We start from the raw sequence: 16,930 nt of genomic DNA, 5'->3' as shown, positions 1-16,930 counted from the left end.
GCTCGGCTCTACAGAGTCAACATGCACCAGCCCGGCGCTACCGCCTTACGGCTTGATGAAGCGCAGGGTCATGCGGTCGCTTTCGCCGATCGCCTGGTACTTCGCATCATCGGCCTTGTCGTGCTGGTTGGTCGGTGGCAGCGTCCACACGCCGTTCGGGTGGTCCTTGGTGTCGCGCGGGTTGGCGTTGACCTCGCTACGCGCGTCCAGCTTGAAGCCGGCGGCCTCGGCCATCGCGATCACCTGCTGCTGGCCGACATAGCCGGTGTCATCGTCGTCGGCCACATCGGCCTTGGCGCGATGCTCGACCACGCCCAGCACGCCGCCCGGCTTGAGCACGTTGAAGAAGCCCTGGAACATGCCCTGCGCCTGGCCGGCCTTGCGCCAGTTGTGCACGTTGCGGAAGGTCAGCACCACGTCGGCTGAACTGGCCGGGCCGAACACCGGCTTGGCCGGATCGTAGGCCACCACCGCGGTCTTGCCGAACTGTGCCGGCGCAGCGCCGTACTTCTTTTCCAGGCTGTCGCGGCTGCGCTGCTGGTAGTCACGGCCGCGACCTTCGGCAACGGCCATCGGATCGACCACGGCGGCGACGTAATGACCCTTGTCGTGCAGCAGCGGCGCCAGGATTTCCGAGTACCAGCCGTTGCCGGGGGTGATCTCGATGACGGTCTTTTCCGGCGTCACCTTGAAGAACGACAGCGTCTGCGCCGGATGGCGGAAGCCATCGCGCTTGACGTTGTTGGCATCACGGGTCGACGCCTTCACCGCCGCATCGATGGCCGGTGAGACCTGGATCTTCGCCGGTGCCACCGTGGCCGGTGCGGCGAACGCGGGAACAGCGGCAAGCAGGGCCGAAGCAAGCAGCAGGCGGCAACCACGCAGGGACGAAGCAGGCATCATCGGAGCGACTCCAGCGGAAGATGCGGCGAGACTAGCAGCCGCGGCGTCCCAGGTGTTCACAAAACGTTAGCTGCATGCGTATCGCGGAACACTGTTTTGTGGTCACCGCCGCAGCACGGTCACACAACGCGTTCTATTCTGGAACACTTCCCCCAAGGAGTCCGTGCCCATGACGGCAACCCGCGAACTGGGCCGTTCCGGCCTGCATGTACGTCCGCTCGCCTTCGGTGGCAACGTGTTCGGCTGGAGCGCCGATGAGAAGGCCAGCTTCGCCCTGCTCGATGCCTTCGTCGACGCCGGCTTCAGCCTGGTCGACACCGCCGATGTGTATTCGGCCTGGGTGCCGGGCAATGCCGGTGGCGAATCGGAAACGCTGATCGGCAAGTGGTTCGCCCGCAGCGGCAAGCGCGACAAGGTGGTGCTGGCGACCAAGGTGGCCAAGTGGGCCGAACGCCCCGGCCTGACCCCGGACAACATCAATGCCGCGGTCGAGGATTCGCTGCGCCGCCTGCAGACCGATGTGATCGATCTGTACCAGGCCCACGAGGAGGATGAGTCGACGCCGCTGGAAGCGACCCTGGCCGCGTTCGGCCGCCTGATCGAAGCCGGCAAGGTGCGCGCGATCGGTGCCTCCAACTACAGCGCCACGCGCCTGGCCGATGCGCTGAAGGTGTCCACCGACTACAAACTGCCGCGTTACGAAACCCTGCAGCCGGAGTACAACCTGTACGACCGTGCCGGCTACGAGAAGGAGCTGGAACCGCTGGTGCAGCGCGAACAGATCGGCGTGATCGGCTACTACGCCCTGGCCAGCGGCTTCCTCAGCGGCAAGTACCGCACACCGGCCGATGCAGCCAAGAGCCCGGCACGTGGCGAAACGGTGGTGAAGCGCTATCTGAATCCGCGTGGCCTGCGCATCCTGCAGGCGCTGGATGACGTGGCCAGCAAGCACAGCGCCAGCGCTGCACAGATTGCATTGGCATGGCAGATCGCACGACCGTCGATCACCGCGCCGATCGTCAGCGCCACCAGCGTCGAGCAGCTGCACGATCTGCTGGCGGCGGCCAACGTGTCGCTGAGCGTGCAGGATGTCGCGCAACTCGATGCCGCCAGCAAAGAAGGCTGAGGGGCAGTGCCGGCCGCTGGCCGGCATCGCACAATGCCGAAGAAAATAATTCAACAAAATGGTTGCGCACGAGTAAATCGTGGTTTATCGTGCGCACCTCGTTTCAACAACCACTGGAAACTTCCCTTGAACGCGCATTCCGTCGCCATCGCCAAACTGCTGCCATGCCTGCGCATGGACGTGCTGGCGCGCGCGTTCGGCAAGGAAGTCCAGCTGACAACGGCCTGATACCCGCCCTGCGGAGATCGGCCACCCCGATCTCCGAGGCTTGACGACGCCCTCGGAACGCAAGTCCCGGGGGCGTTTTCGTTTGCGTCGGTACAAGGACCCGCGATGCCAGAACTGCACCCCGCGCGGCAACCCGCCGCTCACTGACCCAGGTTTTTTCCGCCCCGCCGAAGGATTTACTTCGCGCGACCGGCAGCGCCTGGACATTATCTGCATCGCACCCAAACATTATCGCTCGCGATAATGTCGGTGGCCTGCACCCTCGATTCTCCAACGGTCCCGTTTCCACCACGGGCTGGTGCGCGCGGCGTTGCCGTGGCGTATGCCGGAGGTCGCGGACATGCCATCGCCTGGATCGCCTGCTGGAGGCAGGCACCGGTTCGCCGGTACGCGGTTCGATTCCGCGCGGTTCACCACTGGATAGCTCAGTCGGGTAGAGCAACGGATCCTGATTCCGTCTGTCGTGGGTTCGACTCCCACTCCAACCACATGACCTCTCACGTCATGACTTGAAGCAACACCCGGGGCGCAAGCCCCAGCGGCCATCGTCGCCGTCCACGGACACCGCCTTCGGGCAGGAACGTGGAAGGCAACGGACCGCACGCCGGGCCCCGGCCCGCCGCCACTGCCAGCCACGTTCCGCACCGGTGCTGCCTGCCGGGAACGACGATGGCAGCAGAGCCGGTGCACCGAAGGCTCCGCGCGCGGACCGTCCGCCGATGGCCGCCCTCTTCCGCTGCCTGCACGTGGTGTGCAGGCGGCCTCGCCACGACCTGATCGACCCGGGTCATGGCGATTCATCCGCAACGGGTCGAACCACCAGAGCCATACAAGGAGAGACTCCCATGTTCTGGACCATCAAGGTCGTGATCGGCGACGGCGAGCGCGGCCTGGTGTATCGCAACCGTCGTTTCCAGCAGATCCTGCTGCCGGGCGTGCACCGCCTGTCGCCGTTCGGCGGCCGCCCGCACGTGGACATCCACACTGCATCGAAGGGCGCGGCCTACACCGGCAGCGACCAGGACAGCCTGATCGAGGCACTGGGCGCGACGCTGGACACGCACTTCGTGCTGGCCAACGTCGGTGCCACCGAGGTCGGCCTGTTGCTGCGCAACGGCCGCATCGATGAAGTCCTGCCGCCGGGCAGCCGCCGCCTGTACTGGCGGGGTTCGGTCGACACCCAGGTACGCGCGATGGCGCTGGGTGACGAGCCGCGCATTCCGGCGGACGTGCAGCAGCGCCTGGGCCAGCTGGGCGTGCTGCCGCGTGTGGCGGTGATCAGCACCGTGCCGAGCGAGTCGGTCGGCCTGCTGTTCATCGATGGCACGCTGCGGCAGACGCTGGACGCCGGCCTGCACGCGTTCTGGAACTTCAACGGCAACGTATCGGTGGAGCGTGTGGAACTGCGTGCGCGCTCGCTGGACGTGTCCGGCCAGGAACTGCTCAGCCGCGACAAGGTGACCCTGCGGGTGAACCTGGCCGCTACCGTGCAGGTGGTCGACCCGGTGCGTGCACACCGCACGCTCAGCAATGCCGACGAGTTCGTCTACCGGCAGCTGCAGTTCGGCCTGCGCCAGGCGATCGCCGCGCGCAGCCTGGACGAGCTGCTGGGTGACAAGGCGGCACTGGACGGCGAGATCGCCGCCCATGTGCAGGCCGCGATCGAGGGCCACGGCGTACGGTTGCTCGGCGTGGGCATCAAGGACGTGATCCTGCCGGGCGAGATGAAGGAGATCCTCAACGGTGTGGTGCTGGCCGAGAAGCAGGCCCAGGCCAGCGTGATCCGCCGTCGCGAGGAGGCCAACGCCACGCGTTCGCAGCTCAACACCGCAAAGCTGATCGAGGACAACCCGGTGCTGATGCGCTTGAAGGAGCTGGAGGCATTGGAGAAGGTCACCGAGAAGATCGACAAGCTCACCGTGTTCGGCGGCCTGGATGGCGTGCTGAAGCAGCTGGTGACGATCAGGTAGGGGGTAGCGGTGGCGCAGGGACGCGCCACCGGCCCATCAAGGACATAGACGAAGACATGGACACTCAACACAACTATCAATGGCTGCACGCCGAGGGCACCACACCGATCAAGGGCTGGGTCAACGGTGTGCCGCTGGAAGCGCAGGCGCATGAGCAGCTGCGCAACATCGCCGCGATCCCGTTCGTCGGGCCGTGGGTGGCCGTGATGCCGGACGTGCACCTGGGCAAGGGCGCGACCGTGGGCTCGGTGATCCCGACCCGCGGTGCGATCATCCCGGCCGCGGTCGGCGTCGACATCGGCTGCGGCATGGCCGCCGTGCGTACCACGCTGCGCGCCAATGACCTGCCCGATGACCTGCGGCAGCTGCGCAACAGCATCGAGCGCAGCATCCCGGTCGGCAACGGGCGGGGCGGCGAGCACCAGCGCATGCCCGACAGCATCCACACCCGGCTGGTGCAGTCCGGGCTGGCCGCCGGCCTGGAGAAGATCAAGGACAGGCACCGCAGGATCCGCACCGACAAGCTCGACCGCCAGCTGGGTACGCTGGGCGGCGGCAATCACTTCATCGAACTGTGCCTGGACGAGACGGACACGGTGTGGGTGATGCTGCACAGCGGATCGCGTGGCACCGGCAACCTGATCGGCACGTACTTCATCGAGAAGGCGCGCGAGGAACTGGCCCGGCGCGTGCTCGGCTTCCACCTGCCGGACAAGGACCTGGCGTTCTTCATGGAAGGCGAGCCGCTGTTCGATGACTACGTCGAAGCGGTGTCGTGGGCGCAGGACTATGCCCGGCAGAACCGCGAGGCAATGATGTCGCGGGTGCTGGCCGAAATGCGCCACCGGTTGCCGAAGTTCCAGCTGGCTGCGATGGCGGTGAACTGCCACCACAACTACGTGCAGAAGGAGACGCACCACGGCCAGGAACTGCTGGTGACGCGCAAGGGCGCGGTGAGTGCGCGCGAGGGCGAGCTGGGCATCATTCCCGGCAGCATGGGCACGCGAAGCTACATCGTGCGTGGCAAGGGCAACGCAGACAGCTTCCACAGCTGCAGCCACGGTGCCGGCCGGGTAATGAGCCGTGGCGCTGCGCGCCAGCAGATCACGCTGGCCCAGCACCGCGAGGCCACCGCGCACGTGGAATGCCGCAAGGACAGCGGCGTGCTGGATGAGTCGCCGGCCGCGTACAAGTCGATCGACGATGTAATGGCCGCACAGCTGGACCTGGTCGACGTGGTGCACACCCTGCGCCAGGTGCTGTGCGTGAAGGGATGATGGAGTGGTGCCGGCCAAGGCCGGCACCCACCGCGCCTCAATCGTGCTCGATCCCACACCAACCCGGCAGATAGCGCGCGTCGGCGTGCCGTGCGTGTTCGGTGGCGGTGGTTACCGCCTGCTGGAAATCGCGGCGGATCAGCTTGCGGGTCATGCGCTGGCGGAAATGGTCAGCCCACAGGAACTCGGCGAACGGCTGCACCGATTTGGCGTAGCCGCCCCGGCGGCGGACCTCGCCGGCCAACGAGCGATGCGGGTCATCAGCCAGGTCCAGCAACGATTTCGGCATCGCCGACGGCGGCTGCCGCACGCCCTCGGCATCGAATGGATGCGCCCAGCAATAGCGTTCCATCACCGTCCAGAACAGCTTTCTCGGCAGGTGTGACAGATCCGCCTGCACCACGGTCAGCACGTGTTCGATGCCCTCCTCGTGCAGGGCCAGCGCCAGATGGTGGTGGTCGATCAGGTACAGCCGGTTCGAGGGTCCCGCCACCACCGGCACCATGTGCCGCCCGAGGTAGCGCTCCTCACCTTCCTTCGGCAGGTGCTTCCATTGCGCGCGCTTGCGCTGCACTTCCAGCAGGCCCACGCTCATCTGCGTCGGCCGCAGCTCGAGGATGGCAACCGGCGAAAGCCGCGGTTCGGGAATGCGGGTCATGGCGTACCTCGTGTGCGGTAGTGGTCAACGGCCTGTTGCACGCTGTGGGTGGTTCCGTCCGGCCCCAGCAACGCGGCGATGCCGAAGCGCTCCAGCGCCTGCATCGCGCGTACCGAGCCCAACCGCGCGATGACGAACGCGATCCCCTGCTGCTGGCATAGGCTGATCACCTCGCGCAGGGTCTGCGCAGCGCTGTAGTCGATCTCGACGATCGCGCTGCCTTCCAGCACGATCAATCCCGGCGCCGGTGTCGCATCGATGCTGGCCAGCAGCTGCCGCTTGAAGCTGTCGGCGTTGGCGAACAGCAGCGGTGCCTGGAACGCCAGCACGGTTACACCCGGCTCGGTCTCGCCACGGCTGCCCGGCCACCAGACCGTGCTGCCCGGCAGGCGGGTCAGTGTCAGCATCGGACTGTGCGCGATCATCCACACGCCATGCAGCAGGGCCAGGCCCACACCCATCGCAATGCCCGACTGGATCGGCAGGCAGACCACCGCCAGGAAGGTCAGCACCGCCAGCAGTGCTTCGCCGCGTGCACGGCGGGCGATGTCGATCAGCACGCGCAGGCGGAACAGGCGTACCGCTACGAACAGCAGCACGCCGGCCAGCGCTGCATCGGGAATGGCACCGAGCACGCTGCCACCGCAGAACGCCAGCAGCATCACCAGGGCCGCCGCGATCAGTGCGCCCAGCTGCGATGTCGCGCCGGCTTCCACCACCACCGCGGTGCGCGGCGGGCTGGCATTGACCGGGAACGCCCCGAACGCAGCCGACAGCAGGTTGCCGGCACCAACACCGAGGAAATCCTTGTTGACGTCAGGCTCTTCCTCGCCCGGAAACGCGCGGTCGACGGCGGCCACCTGCATGATGATCACCAGGGCCAGCAGCAGCGCCAGCGGCACCAGCGTGGTGAGCGTCGCCAGCGCGGGCAGCTGCCAGGCCGGAGGATACGGTGACACCGCGCCGAGCGTCGCCACACCCAGCCGTTCGGCACCGAGCCAGGCAACCAGCAGCGTGGCGATGGCCACCGCGATCAGCGCGCCGGGAATGCGCGGATTGATGCGGTCGCACAGCGCCATCGCCAGCAGCACGCCGAAGCTGATCAGGGCCGGCAGCAGCTGCGCATGCGGCAGTGCCTGCAGCAGCGCGTACAGGCGTTCGGGCAGCTCGCTCGACGGCAGGCTGACGCCCAGTGCCACCGGCAACTGTGAGGCCGCGATATGCACGGCGATGCCGCCCAGAAAGCCGGTCACCACCGGTACCGACAGCAGCGCGGCGACCACGCCAATCCGCAGCAGTGCCGCCAGTGCCAGGAACACGCCGACCAGCAGCGCCAGCAGCACGGCACTTCCGGCCAGTGCGCTGGCCTGCTGCGCGGCCAGTCCAGCCAGGGTGAGCGCGAAGATCGGCGTGATGGTGGAATCCGCACCGACCGTCAGCCGACGGTTGCGGCCCAGCAGCACGAAGCCGAGCGTGGCGCCGACGAAGGCGTAGAAGCCGACCTGCGGTTCGAAGCCGCCCAACCGCGCCGTCGCCATCTGTTCGGGCAGGGTGATCGCCGCCAGGGTCACGCCGGCGATGGCATCACGCGTGGCCTGTGCCGGTCGCCAGCCACGCAGACCCTGCAGCGGTGCGAAGAGCGATCTGAGGCGGTTCGCTTCGTCCATGCCGGGTCCGGGCTGCGTGGGTGCGTTGCGTCCACTATCGGCGTGGGGAAGTGGATGCCGTGTCAGTAGATCCACGCCATGCGTGGATGCGGTCCCATCGGGGTCAGAGCCCCTTCTACGAAGGGGGTCCGACCCCGGCGCCGACCAAGATCGGCATCTACCAGAACAAGCCCGATCAGCGTGGCACGCTGTCTTCGCCCACCAGCGCATGGTGCATGCCGATCCCCGCGCGCACGCCTTCGGCGGTAGCCAGGGTGATATTGCCGACCGTGGTCGCATCGCCTGCGGCATACACGTTCGGCACCGAGGTCTGCTTCATCGCATCGACCTCGATCAGCACGCCCAACGGGCTCTCGGCCAGCGTGCAGCCGAGCTGCTGCACCAGCGGCGTGGCCATCGCCTGGGTGGCCGGCACGAACAGCGCACGCTGGGCGATGCGGCGGCCATCGGCCAGCTCTACTTCCAGCCAGGTCGGCTGGTCGCCCTGCACCCCCAGCACCGGTGAGGTCTCGATCTGCACGCCGCGCTGCTGCATGGCCGCCTGCTCCTCGTCGGTGATCGGCAGGCCCTGGCTGAAGAAGGTGACATTGCCCCAGTCAGCGAACAGCGGTGCCTTGCTGGCCGACATCGGATGGCCCCCAAGCAGGCCGATTGCGCCACCACCCACTTCATAACCGTGGCAGTAGGGGCAGTGCAGCACGGTGCTGCCCCAGCGTTCGGCCAGTCCGGGCAGTTCCGGCAGCTGGTCGGCGATGCCGCTGGCCAGCAGCAGCTTGCGCGCGGCCAGCACCTGGCCATCGGCGGTACGCACTTCCACGCCACCGGCGCTGGCGGTGGCCTGCACGGCCTCGGCATGCACCCAGCGCACGCTGGGGTAGTCCAGCAGTTGCTGGCGCGCGGATTTCAGCAGCTCGGCGCCGCTGATGCCATCGAGCCCCAGCACCCCGTGCGAATGGCTGGCGAAGCGGTTGCGCGGCGAACCGGCGTCGATCACGGTGACCGGGCGACGGGCACGGGCCAGGATCAGGCCGGCGGCGATACCGGCATAGCTGCCGCCGACGATGAGCACATCAGGATTCATGATGACCTTCCAGGGAACGATGATGGGCGAGATGGCGGGCGAAATCGGCGCCGAGCTGGTCCAGCGTGGTCGCCTGCAGGCGCTGTTCGAGCAGCCGCTGCGCCTCGCGTGCGCCCTCCAGCAAGGCACTGTTGACCAGCTGCTGGATCGGGCAGCCGCCGCCCGTATCGCGGGTACCGACCTGCACCAGCGGCGGTGCGCCCACCGCCAGGTAGATGTCATGCAGGGTGATGGCTGCGGCGTCGCGGGCCAGCTGGCTACCGCCCCCATGGCCGCGGGCACTGTGCACCAGGCCGGCCTTGTGCAGCTGCGCCAGCAGGCGGCGGATCACCACCGGGTGGGTCGGCAGGCACGATGCCAGCTGCTCGGAGGTGCGTGGGGCGGATTGGCCGACCAGGTGCGCCATCACGTGCAGGGCATCGGAGAGGGGGTTCGCGGATTTCATGTAACAACAATAGTTACATTTAATTCTCCTGTCGAGGGTCCGCATTCGTTCCATATGGACACATTTGTCCTATGAAATAGTTTCTTCACATCGCTAAACGAAACGCGAATGTGATGCACGTCGCACTTCAGTGTGTGCGCGGCGGGTCGATACCGCAGTGCCCCTTCCCGAGAGTTCTTCCCCATGAATGCGTCTGTCCGTGCTCCGCGCCTGCAGTCCAAGCTGCTCGGCGCGGTTTCTGTTGGTCTGGCCGTGGTCCTGCTGTGCGCTCTGGCGGGCCTGGCCTCCGCCTGGTTGAAGTTGTCCACCGAGGTTCCGCCCGAAGTCGCGCACAGCCGCGATGCCGAACGCCTGCAGCGTGAATTCCGCGGCCAGGTGCAGGAATGGAAGAACGTGCTGCTGCGCGGCCACGACGACGCGTTGCGTCAGCGCCACCTGGAGGCCTTCGACAGCGAAGGCCGTCTGGTCGAGCAACTGGCCAAGGGCCTGGTGACCAGCCCGGACGCGCGCACGCGTGAACTGGCACAGGCGTTCATCGGCCTGCACGCACAGTTGCAGCAGGACTATCACGCGGCGCTGCAGGCCTTTGCCGAGGCCAGCTACGATCCCGCCGCCGGCGACACCCTCGTGCGCGGCAAGGATCGTCCGGTGGCGGCGGCACTGGACGCCCTGAGCACGCACGCCACGCAGGTGGCCGAAGCGGCGCTGGCGGCACGCTCGCAGCAGGCGCGGCAGACCCTGCTGCTGTGCGCGGCGCTGACCGTGCTGGCCGCCGTACTGCTGCTGATAGGCCTGGCCTGGTGGCTGCGGCGTGCGGTGGTGCAACCGGTGCTGGCAGTGGAAGCGGCGGCGCGCGCGGTGGCCGCCGGCGACCTGCAGCACGTGGTGCAGGTGCGCAGCCGCGACGAGATCGGACGCCTCGCGCAGGCCATGCAGGCGGTGCAGTCCACGCTGCGCGGCGTGCTGGATGCACAGACCGCGATGGCGCAGGCGCACGAAGCCGGCACCATCAGCCATCGCATGGACGCCGCAGCCTTCCCCGGCGCGTTCGGCACCATGGTGGCCGACTGCAACACGCTGGTCGATGCGCACATCCAGGTCAAGATGCGCGCGATCTCGATCATGGGCCGCTACGCCGTCGGCGACCTCAGCCAGGACATGGAGCGCCTGCCCGGCGAGAAGGCCGTGATCACCGAAGCGCTGGATGCGGTCAAGCACAACCTCGGCGCGATCAACGGCGAGATCCGCCGCCTGGCCGAAGCGGCGGCCGCCGGTGACTTCAGCCAGCGTGGTGACAGTGCTCGCTTCGAGCATGATTTCCGCGCGATGGTCGAGGGCCTGAACCGCCTGATGCAGACCACAGAGCTGAACCTGGGCGAGGTCTCCAGCATGCTGCGCGCGATCGCCGATGGACGCCTCGGCGCGCGCATGCACGGGGATTTCCAGGGCGTGTTCGCGCGTATCGCCGGCGATGCCAATACCACCGCCGCGCAGCTGGCGACCATCGTCACCGACATCAAGCACGCCTCCGGCAACATCCACACCGCTGCGGCGGAGATCGCCGCCGGCAACAATGACCTGTCGCGCCGCACCGAACAGCAGGCCGCCAACCTGGAAGAGACAGCGGCGTCGATGGAGGAACTGACCTCCACCGTGCGCCAGAACGCCGAACATGCGCGCCAGGCCAACCAGCTGGCGATCGGCGCGCACACGGTCGCCTCCCACGGCGGCAGCGTGGTCGGCCAGGTGGTGGCAACGATGGGTGCGATCGAGACCTCGTCGCGGCAGATCGCCGACATCATCAGCGTGATCGATGGCATTGCCTTCCAGACCAACATCCTGGCCCTGAACGCGGCAGTGGAAGCAGCGCGCGCCGGTGAACAGGGCCGCGGCTTCGCGGTGGTCGCCAGCGAAGTGCGCACACTGGCGCAGCGCTCGGCGGCGGCCGCGAAGGAGATCAAGTCACTGATCGAAGCCTCGGTGGAACAGGTCGGCCATGGCGCGCAGCGCGTGCGCGAGGCCGGCGACACCATGGCCGAGATCGTTGCATCGGTGCAGCGCGTGACCGACATCATGGCCGAGATCTCCGCGGCCTCGCAGGAACAGAGCGCGGGCATCGAACAGGTCAGCCAGACCGTGATCCAGATGGACGGCACCACCCAGCAGAACGCCGCGCTGGTGGAAGAGGCCAGCGCCGCCGCGCGCAGCCTGGAGCAGCAGGCGAACCGGTTGATCGATGCGGTGGACGTGTTCGATCTGTCGACCACGGCGGCAGTGAAGGGCGGGCTGGCACGCGCGGCCTGATTGATGCGGTTGCCGGCCAGCGGCCGGCACTACCGTCGGAATCCGTGCGGACCAACGGTCCGCACCCACCACAGGGGTCGTGCGGGTCGCTGGCCGGCAGCGTCCAACGCTGCATGGGTAGCGCCCGACCGTTGGTCGGGCGATGGCAGGAATCCGTGCGGACCAACGGTCCGCACCCACAGGGCGGTCCGCACCCACAGGGACCCGCAGCGGCCTGGCGGTCGTACACGGTGATGCAATGCACCGTTGCCGGCATGCACGCGGTCACTGGCCTACCCTTTGCCGGATATTCCCGCCTCCCTCCCCCCTCTGCTGGAGCCCCCCATGACTGTCCCCGCCTTCGGTCTCGGCACCTTCCGCCTGAAAGACCAGACCGTGATCGACTCCGTGCGCAACGCGCTGGCGGTCGGCTACCGCGCCATCGATACCGCGCAGATCTACGGCAACGAAGCCGAAGTCGGCCAGGCCATTGCTGATTCCGGCGTGCCACGCGATGAGATCTACCTGACCACCAAGGTCTGGATCACCGCGTTCAAGCGCGATGCGCTGCTGGCCAGCCTGCGCACCAGCCTGGAAAAGCTCCGCACCGACCAGGTGGACCTGGCGCTGATCCACTGGCCCTCGCCGAACGACAAGGTCGACGTGCCGATGGAGGAGTACCTGACCGCACTGGCCGAAGCCAAGGCGCAGGGCCTGACCCGTGAGATCGGCATCTCGAACTTCACCATCGCGCAGACCCGCAAGGCGATCGGCATCCTCGGTGCCGATGCCATCGCCACCAACCAGATCGAAGTCCACCCTTACCTGCAGAACCGCCTGCTGGTGAAGTTCCTGCAGGACAACGGCATCCACGTCACCGCCTACATGAGCCTGGCCTATGGCGAGGTGATCAAGGACCCGGTGATCCAGACCATTGCCGGCCGCCACCAGGCCACGCCGGCGCAGATCGCACTGGCCTGGGCGCTGCAACAGGGCTTCTCGGTGATCCCGTCGTCGACCAAGCGCGAGAACCTGTCGAGCAACCTGGAAGCGGCAGCGATCCGCCTGACCGACGAAGACATGGCACAGATCGCCAAGCTCGATCGCGGCCATCGCCTGGCCAACCCGGAAGGGATTGCCCCGGCCTGGGATTGATTCCAGCGACGGCGTGCACCTGCCCTGGTCGGCGCTGACCTTGGTCGGCGTTGGCCTCTGGTCGGTCGATGGCACATCGTGCCGACCAAGGTCGGCACCTACCAAAGGCAGAGCTATCCCTCGCCTTGCAGCAACCACCCACGCATCGCCGCACTGACCTCGTCCGGCTTCTCCATCGGCGCCAGGTGCCCGCAGTCGGGCACCACCACCAGCTGCGAGTGCGGCACCATCGCGTGCATTTCCTCGCTCACCGCCAGCGGCGTGATGCGATCGTTCGCGCCGCACACGATCAGCAGCGGATCGCGGTAATCGGCCAGCACATCATGGCCATCGCGGCGCTCCAGCGCGCTCTGGCGCAGGAACACGTCCGCGCCCAGGCGGGCGGTCATGTCGCGCACGCGCTGCACCAGCACGTAGTCGTCCAGCCGCGAAGCATCGATGTAGCTGCGCATCAGCACGTCACCGAAGCCGTGGAATTTTCCCGGCAGGCGTACGCTGGCACGTTGGCTGCGGCGCTGGTCGGCCCGCTCGGGTGAGTCGGCGTGGATCGAGGTGTCGATCATCGCCAGCTGCAGCACCCGCTCCGGCGCGATGCGCAGGATCTGCTGGGCCACGAAGCCACCCAGCGAGAACCCGGCCAGCGCAAAGCGCTCCGGTGCCTGCGCCAGCACGTCCTCGGCCACCGCCTGCAGGGTCTCGCCACGGGTCTGGTCGCCCACGGTGCAGTCGGCGATATCGGCCAGGTCGGCCAGCTGCGCGCGCCACAGCTCGGCATCGTTGAGCAGGCCGGGCAGCAGCAACAGGGGGATACGGTCGGTCATGGGGCTATTGTCGCGCCAGCACGGTGACGGAACCATGCCGCAACGGGCGATTGCGTTGTAGAGTCGAGCACAGCCAGTCGAGCATGGCTCGACTCTACAGAAGGCAGCGACACGGACGCGACCATGGCAGACCCCTACAACAGCGGCACCCCTTCCCCGCCGGCACTGCGCTTCGACGATGCGCTGGTCACCACCGCCTTCGAACTGCCCGGCCATCGCGTCGTACGCAACCTCGGCGTGGTGCGTGGCATCACCGTGCGCTCGCGTTCGATCGTCGGCAACTTCCTGGGCGGCATCCAGACGCTCTTCGGTGGCAACATCACCATCTACACCGAGCTGTGCGAACAAGCCCGCGAGGAGACCTACCGCGACATGGTCAAGCACGCGCGGCAGCTGGGTGCCAACGCGATCATCGGCATGCGCTACGACGCCACCGATGTGATGACCGGTCTGACCGAAGTGCTGTGCTATGGCACGGCGGTGGTGGTGGAGCCGTTGCGATGACGCAGGCGCCAAGCGCACGCAGGAGCAGCCGAGCGTAGGCTCGGCTCTACAGGAATCACGCCACCGGCGGGACGTCGGGCACCTCGACCTGCTGCACCGGCAGGGTCACCATCATCACCGTCGGGTCGTCCGGGTCCAGCTTCGTCTTGAAGCCCAGGCTCTGGCACATCGCCAGCATGGTGCTGTTCTCGCGCAGTACCTGGCCTTCGACCACGTCCAGGCCCAGCCACTTGGCGTACTCGATCATGATCGCCATCAACCGCCAGCCGATGCCGTGGCCCTTCAGGTCCGAGCGGATCAGGATGCCGTACTCGCCACGGTGGTAATCGGCATCGGCGTGCAGGCGCACCGCGCCCAGCATTTCGCCGCTGCGCGGTTCGATCGCCACCAACGCGATCGAGCGTGCGTAGTCGAGCTGGGTCAGGCGCGCGATGAACTCGTGGCTGAAGTGCTTCACCGACTGGAAGAAGCGCAGGCGCAGGTCCTCGTCGCTGACACGAGCGAAGAACGCGCGGAACAGTGCGTCGTCCTCCGGCCGCACCGGGCGTACGAAGGCACGGCCGCCATCGGACAGTTCAATGGTGCGCTCCCACTCCTTCGGGTATGGGAACACCGAGAAACGCGGATGGCCGCGGCCCTTGTGCAGGATGCGCGACGGCGCCACCGCCACGCGGGCGTCGAGAGCGAGGATGCCCTTGCCATCGACCAGCAGCGGATTGATGTCCAGCGTGCGCACTTCGGGAATGTCGGCGGCCAGCTGTGCCAGCTTGACCAGCGCCAGTGCCAGTGCGCGCTCGTCAGCCGCCGGCACGTCGCCGTAAGCCTTGAGGATGCGCGAGGCGCGGGTCTGGCCGATCAGCTCGTGGGCCAGGCGCAGGTCCAGCGGCGGCAGCGCCAGTGCCTTGTCGTTGATCACTTCGACGGCAGTGCCGCCGCGACCGACCACGATCACCGGACCGAACGTCGCGTCATCGGCGATGCCGACAATCAGCTCACGCGCCTTCGGGCGGACGATGGTCGGCTGTACCAGCAGGCCATCGATGCGTGCATCCGGCCGCAGCTGGCGTGCACGCGACAGGATCGCGTTGGCCGCGCTCTGCACCGCCGGCAGCGTGGACAGGTTCAGGCGCACGCCATCCACTTCCGACTTGTGCGGAATATCCGGCGAGAGGATCTTCAGTGCGACCGTGGCACCGCGCTCCAGCAGCGGCTGCGCCAGGTCCATCGCCTCGTGCGCATCACGCGCGTGCATCACCGGCGCGGAGGGAATGCCATAGGCCTTGAGCAGTTCATGCGTGGCCAGCGGGTCCAGCCACTGCTGGCCGTTGGCCAGTGCGGCATCGACCAGCGTGCGCGCGGCGGCCGTGTCGACGCTGAAGTCCTGCGGCAGGCTGGGCGGCGTTTCCATCAAGGCGTTCTGCGCTTCGCGATAACGCACCAGGTGCTGGAAGCCACGGACGGCTTCGGCCTCGGTCGGGTAGGTCGGCACGCGTGCCGCGTTGAGCGTGGCGGTAGCCTGGTCATCGTTGCCCAGCCACACCGCGAACACCGGCTTGTCGCGATGATGGCGCGGGCGCAGCCCGAGCGTGCGGGTGAGCGCCTGCGCGGCGTCCGCCGATGAGGTGAACGCGGTCGGCACGTTGACCACCATCACCGCGTCGTTCTCGTTGTCGGCCAGCAGCGCTTCGATGGCCGCGGCATAGCGGTCACCATCGGCGTCGACCACGATGTCGACCGGATTGCTGCGCGACCAGCCCTGCGGCAGCACCGCATCGAGCTTCTCGACCGTGCTGTCGGACAGGTTGGCCAGCGTGCCACGCAATGCGATCAGCTGGTCCACGGCGAGTCGACCAACGCCGCCGCCATTGCTGAGAATGGCCAGGCGCCGACCGGGGAAGGTGCCCAGCCGCCCCAGCGACTCGGCGGCAGTGAACAGTTCGTCCAGCGCTCCCACGCGCAGCAGGCCAGCGCGGTTGAAGGCCGCACCGTACACATCATCTGCACGGGCCAGGGCCTGCACATGGGTATCGCGGCTGCCCGGCTGCACGCGCTCGGCGCGGCCGGACTTCACCACCACCACCGGCTTGGCGCGGGCGGCGGCACGCGCGGCCGACATGAACTTGCGCGCGTCCTTGATCTGCTCGACGTAGAGCAGGATGGCGCGGGTGCGATAGTCGGTGGCGAAGTAGTCGAGCAGGTCGCCGAAGTCGACATCCATGGTGTCGCCCAGCGAGACCACGGCGGAGAAGCCAACCGAGCGCGCCACGCCCCATTCCACCAGCGCAGCGGCAATGGCCGAGGATTCGGAGATCAGCGCGAGGTCACCGGCCTGCGGGAAGTGCGCGGCGATGCTCGCGTTGAGCCGTGCATGCGGTGCGATCACGCCCAGGCAGTGCGGGCCGAGGATGCGCAGGCCATGCTTGCGGGCCACCGCTTCCACCTGTGCCGACGGCGAACCCGGGCCTTCGCCCAGGTGCGCGGTGAGGATGATCGCCGCCTGCACGCCACGTTCGGCGGCAGTGCGCACCACCTGCGGCACGATCGCCGCCGGTGCGGTGATCACCACCAGGTCGGGCACCCAGTCCAGGTCCTTCAGCCGCTTGACCGTGCGGATGCCATCGATCTCGGCATGCCGCGGATTGATCCACGCCACCTTGCCGGGGAAGCCGGTGCCGCGCAGGTTGCGCATCACCGCGCGCCCGGCCGAGCGCTCGCGCGGGCTGCCGCCGATCACCGCGACCGACTGCGGACGGAACACGGACTGCAGGTGGTAGGTACTCATGCGCCTACGGTACCCAAAAAAGGGGACGGA

Annotated in this window: 13 protein-coding genes and 1 tRNA gene; 7 read left to right on the top strand and 7 right to left on the bottom strand. The window is 67.6% G+C overall.

Translation table 11 applies throughout. The features are described 5' to 3' along the window. Positions 1-45 precede the first annotated feature (45 nt). Positions 46-903 carry a class I SAM-dependent methyltransferase gene (locus BKE09_RS11960; protein ID WP_075675875.1) on the bottom strand — a complete coding sequence of 286 codons (858 nt, stop codon included), beginning with the start codon at positions 901-903 and terminating at the stop codon, positions 46-48. 169 nt (positions 904-1,072) lie between these two features. On the opposite strand from BKE09_RS11960, the gene BKE09_RS11955 reads away from it, so the two are divergent. The 4 genes from BKE09_RS11955 (at position 1,073) to BKE09_RS11940 (ending at position 5,504) form a co-directional block, all read left to right on the top strand. Then, a complete protein-coding gene (locus BKE09_RS11955; protein WP_075675874.1) occupies positions 1,073-2,029 on the top strand; it encodes an aldo/keto reductase in 957 nt (318 codons plus the stop codon). 645 nt (positions 2,030-2,674) lie between these two features. After that, positions 2,675-2,745: transfer RNA gene (locus BKE09_RS11950), tRNA-Gln, on the top strand. A gap of 357 nt (positions 2,746-3,102) precedes the next feature. Beyond that, entirely contained in the window at positions 3,103-4,227 is a 1,125-nt protein-coding gene (locus tag BKE09_RS11945; protein ID WP_075675873.1) for a slipin family protein, read from the top strand. Positions 4,228-4,283: 56 nt separating this feature from the next. Next, positions 4,284-5,504 carry an RtcB family protein gene (locus BKE09_RS11940; protein WP_049413214.1) on the top strand — a complete coding sequence of 407 codons (1,221 nt, stop codon included), beginning with the start codon at positions 4,284-4,286 and terminating at the stop codon, positions 5,502-5,504. A gap of 37 nt (positions 5,505-5,541) precedes the next feature. Here BKE09_RS11940 and BKE09_RS11935 read toward each other — a convergent pair whose 3' ends face one another. The 4 genes from BKE09_RS11935 to BKE09_RS11920 all read right to left on the bottom strand — a co-directional run bounded on the left by BKE09_RS11935 (position 5,542) and on the right by BKE09_RS11920 (position 9,355). Next, positions 5,542-6,162, bottom strand: a complete 621-nt coding sequence (locus BKE09_RS11935) for a ParB-like protein (RefSeq protein WP_075675872.1) — start codon at positions 6,160-6,162, stop codon at positions 5,542-5,544. Then, positions 6,159-7,829: a SulP family inorganic anion transporter gene (locus tag BKE09_RS11930; protein ID WP_075675871.1), complete on the bottom strand. Its 1,671-nt coding sequence runs from the start codon at positions 7,827-7,829 to the stop codon at positions 6,159-6,161. The genes BKE09_RS11935 and BKE09_RS11930 overlap by 4 nt, the downstream gene beginning before the upstream one ends. A gap of 175 nt (positions 7,830-8,004) precedes the next feature. Next, positions 8,005-8,910 (bottom strand): NAD(P)/FAD-dependent oxidoreductase, encoded by a 906-nt coding sequence (locus BKE09_RS11925; protein WP_075675870.1) that lies wholly within the window; start codon positions 8,908-8,910, stop codon positions 8,005-8,007. Then, positions 8,900-9,355 (bottom strand): Rrf2 family transcriptional regulator, encoded by a 456-nt coding sequence (locus BKE09_RS11920; protein ID WP_014038911.1) that lies wholly within the window; start codon positions 9,353-9,355, stop codon positions 8,900-8,902. Before BKE09_RS11920 ends, BKE09_RS11925 begins: the two co-directional genes overlap by 11 nt. 183 nt (positions 9,356-9,538) lie before the next feature. Between BKE09_RS11920 and BKE09_RS11915 the strand changes: the two genes are divergently transcribed. Continuing rightward, on the top strand, positions 9,539-11,659 hold the full coding sequence (locus BKE09_RS11915; RefSeq protein WP_075675869.1) for a methyl-accepting chemotaxis protein: 2,121 nt from the start codon (positions 9,539-9,541) through the stop codon (positions 11,657-11,659). Positions 11,660-11,983: 324 nt separating this feature from the next. Continuing rightward, positions 11,984-12,793 (top strand): 2,5-didehydrogluconate reductase DkgB, encoded by an 810-nt coding sequence (dkgB, locus tag BKE09_RS11910; protein WP_075675868.1) that lies wholly within the window; start codon positions 11,984-11,986, stop codon positions 12,791-12,793. Positions 12,794-12,906: 113 nt separating this feature from the next. Here dkgB and BKE09_RS11905 read toward each other — a convergent pair whose 3' ends face one another. Then, on the bottom strand, positions 12,907-13,614 hold the full coding sequence (locus tag BKE09_RS11905; RefSeq protein ID WP_075675867.1) for an alpha/beta hydrolase: 708 nt from the start codon (positions 13,612-13,614) through the stop codon (positions 12,907-12,909). 123 nt (positions 13,615-13,737) lie between these two features. Here BKE09_RS11905 and BKE09_RS11900 point away from each other — a divergent pair, with 123 nt between their 5' ends. Beyond that, on the top strand, positions 13,738-14,118 hold the full coding sequence (locus tag BKE09_RS11900) for a YbjQ family protein (protein ID WP_075675866.1): 381 nt from the start codon (positions 13,738-13,740) through the stop codon (positions 14,116-14,118). A 55-nt stretch (positions 14,119-14,173) separates the two neighbouring features. On the opposite strand, the gene BKE09_RS11895 is transcribed toward BKE09_RS11900, so the two are convergent. Next, positions 14,174-16,900 (bottom strand): bifunctional acetate--CoA ligase family protein/GNAT family N-acetyltransferase, encoded by a 2,727-nt coding sequence (locus tag BKE09_RS11895; protein WP_075675865.1) that lies wholly within the window; start codon positions 16,898-16,900, stop codon positions 14,174-14,176. Positions 16,901-16,930: the final 30 nt, after the last annotated feature.

The organism is Stenotrophomonas sp. TD3 (assembly GCF_001939825.1).
GTDB lineage: Bacteria > Pseudomonadota > Gammaproteobacteria > Xanthomonadales > Xanthomonadaceae > Stenotrophomonas.
The sequence above is the reverse complement of the archived record's forward strand: the minus strand, read 5'-3'. Positions and strand labels throughout refer to the sequence as shown.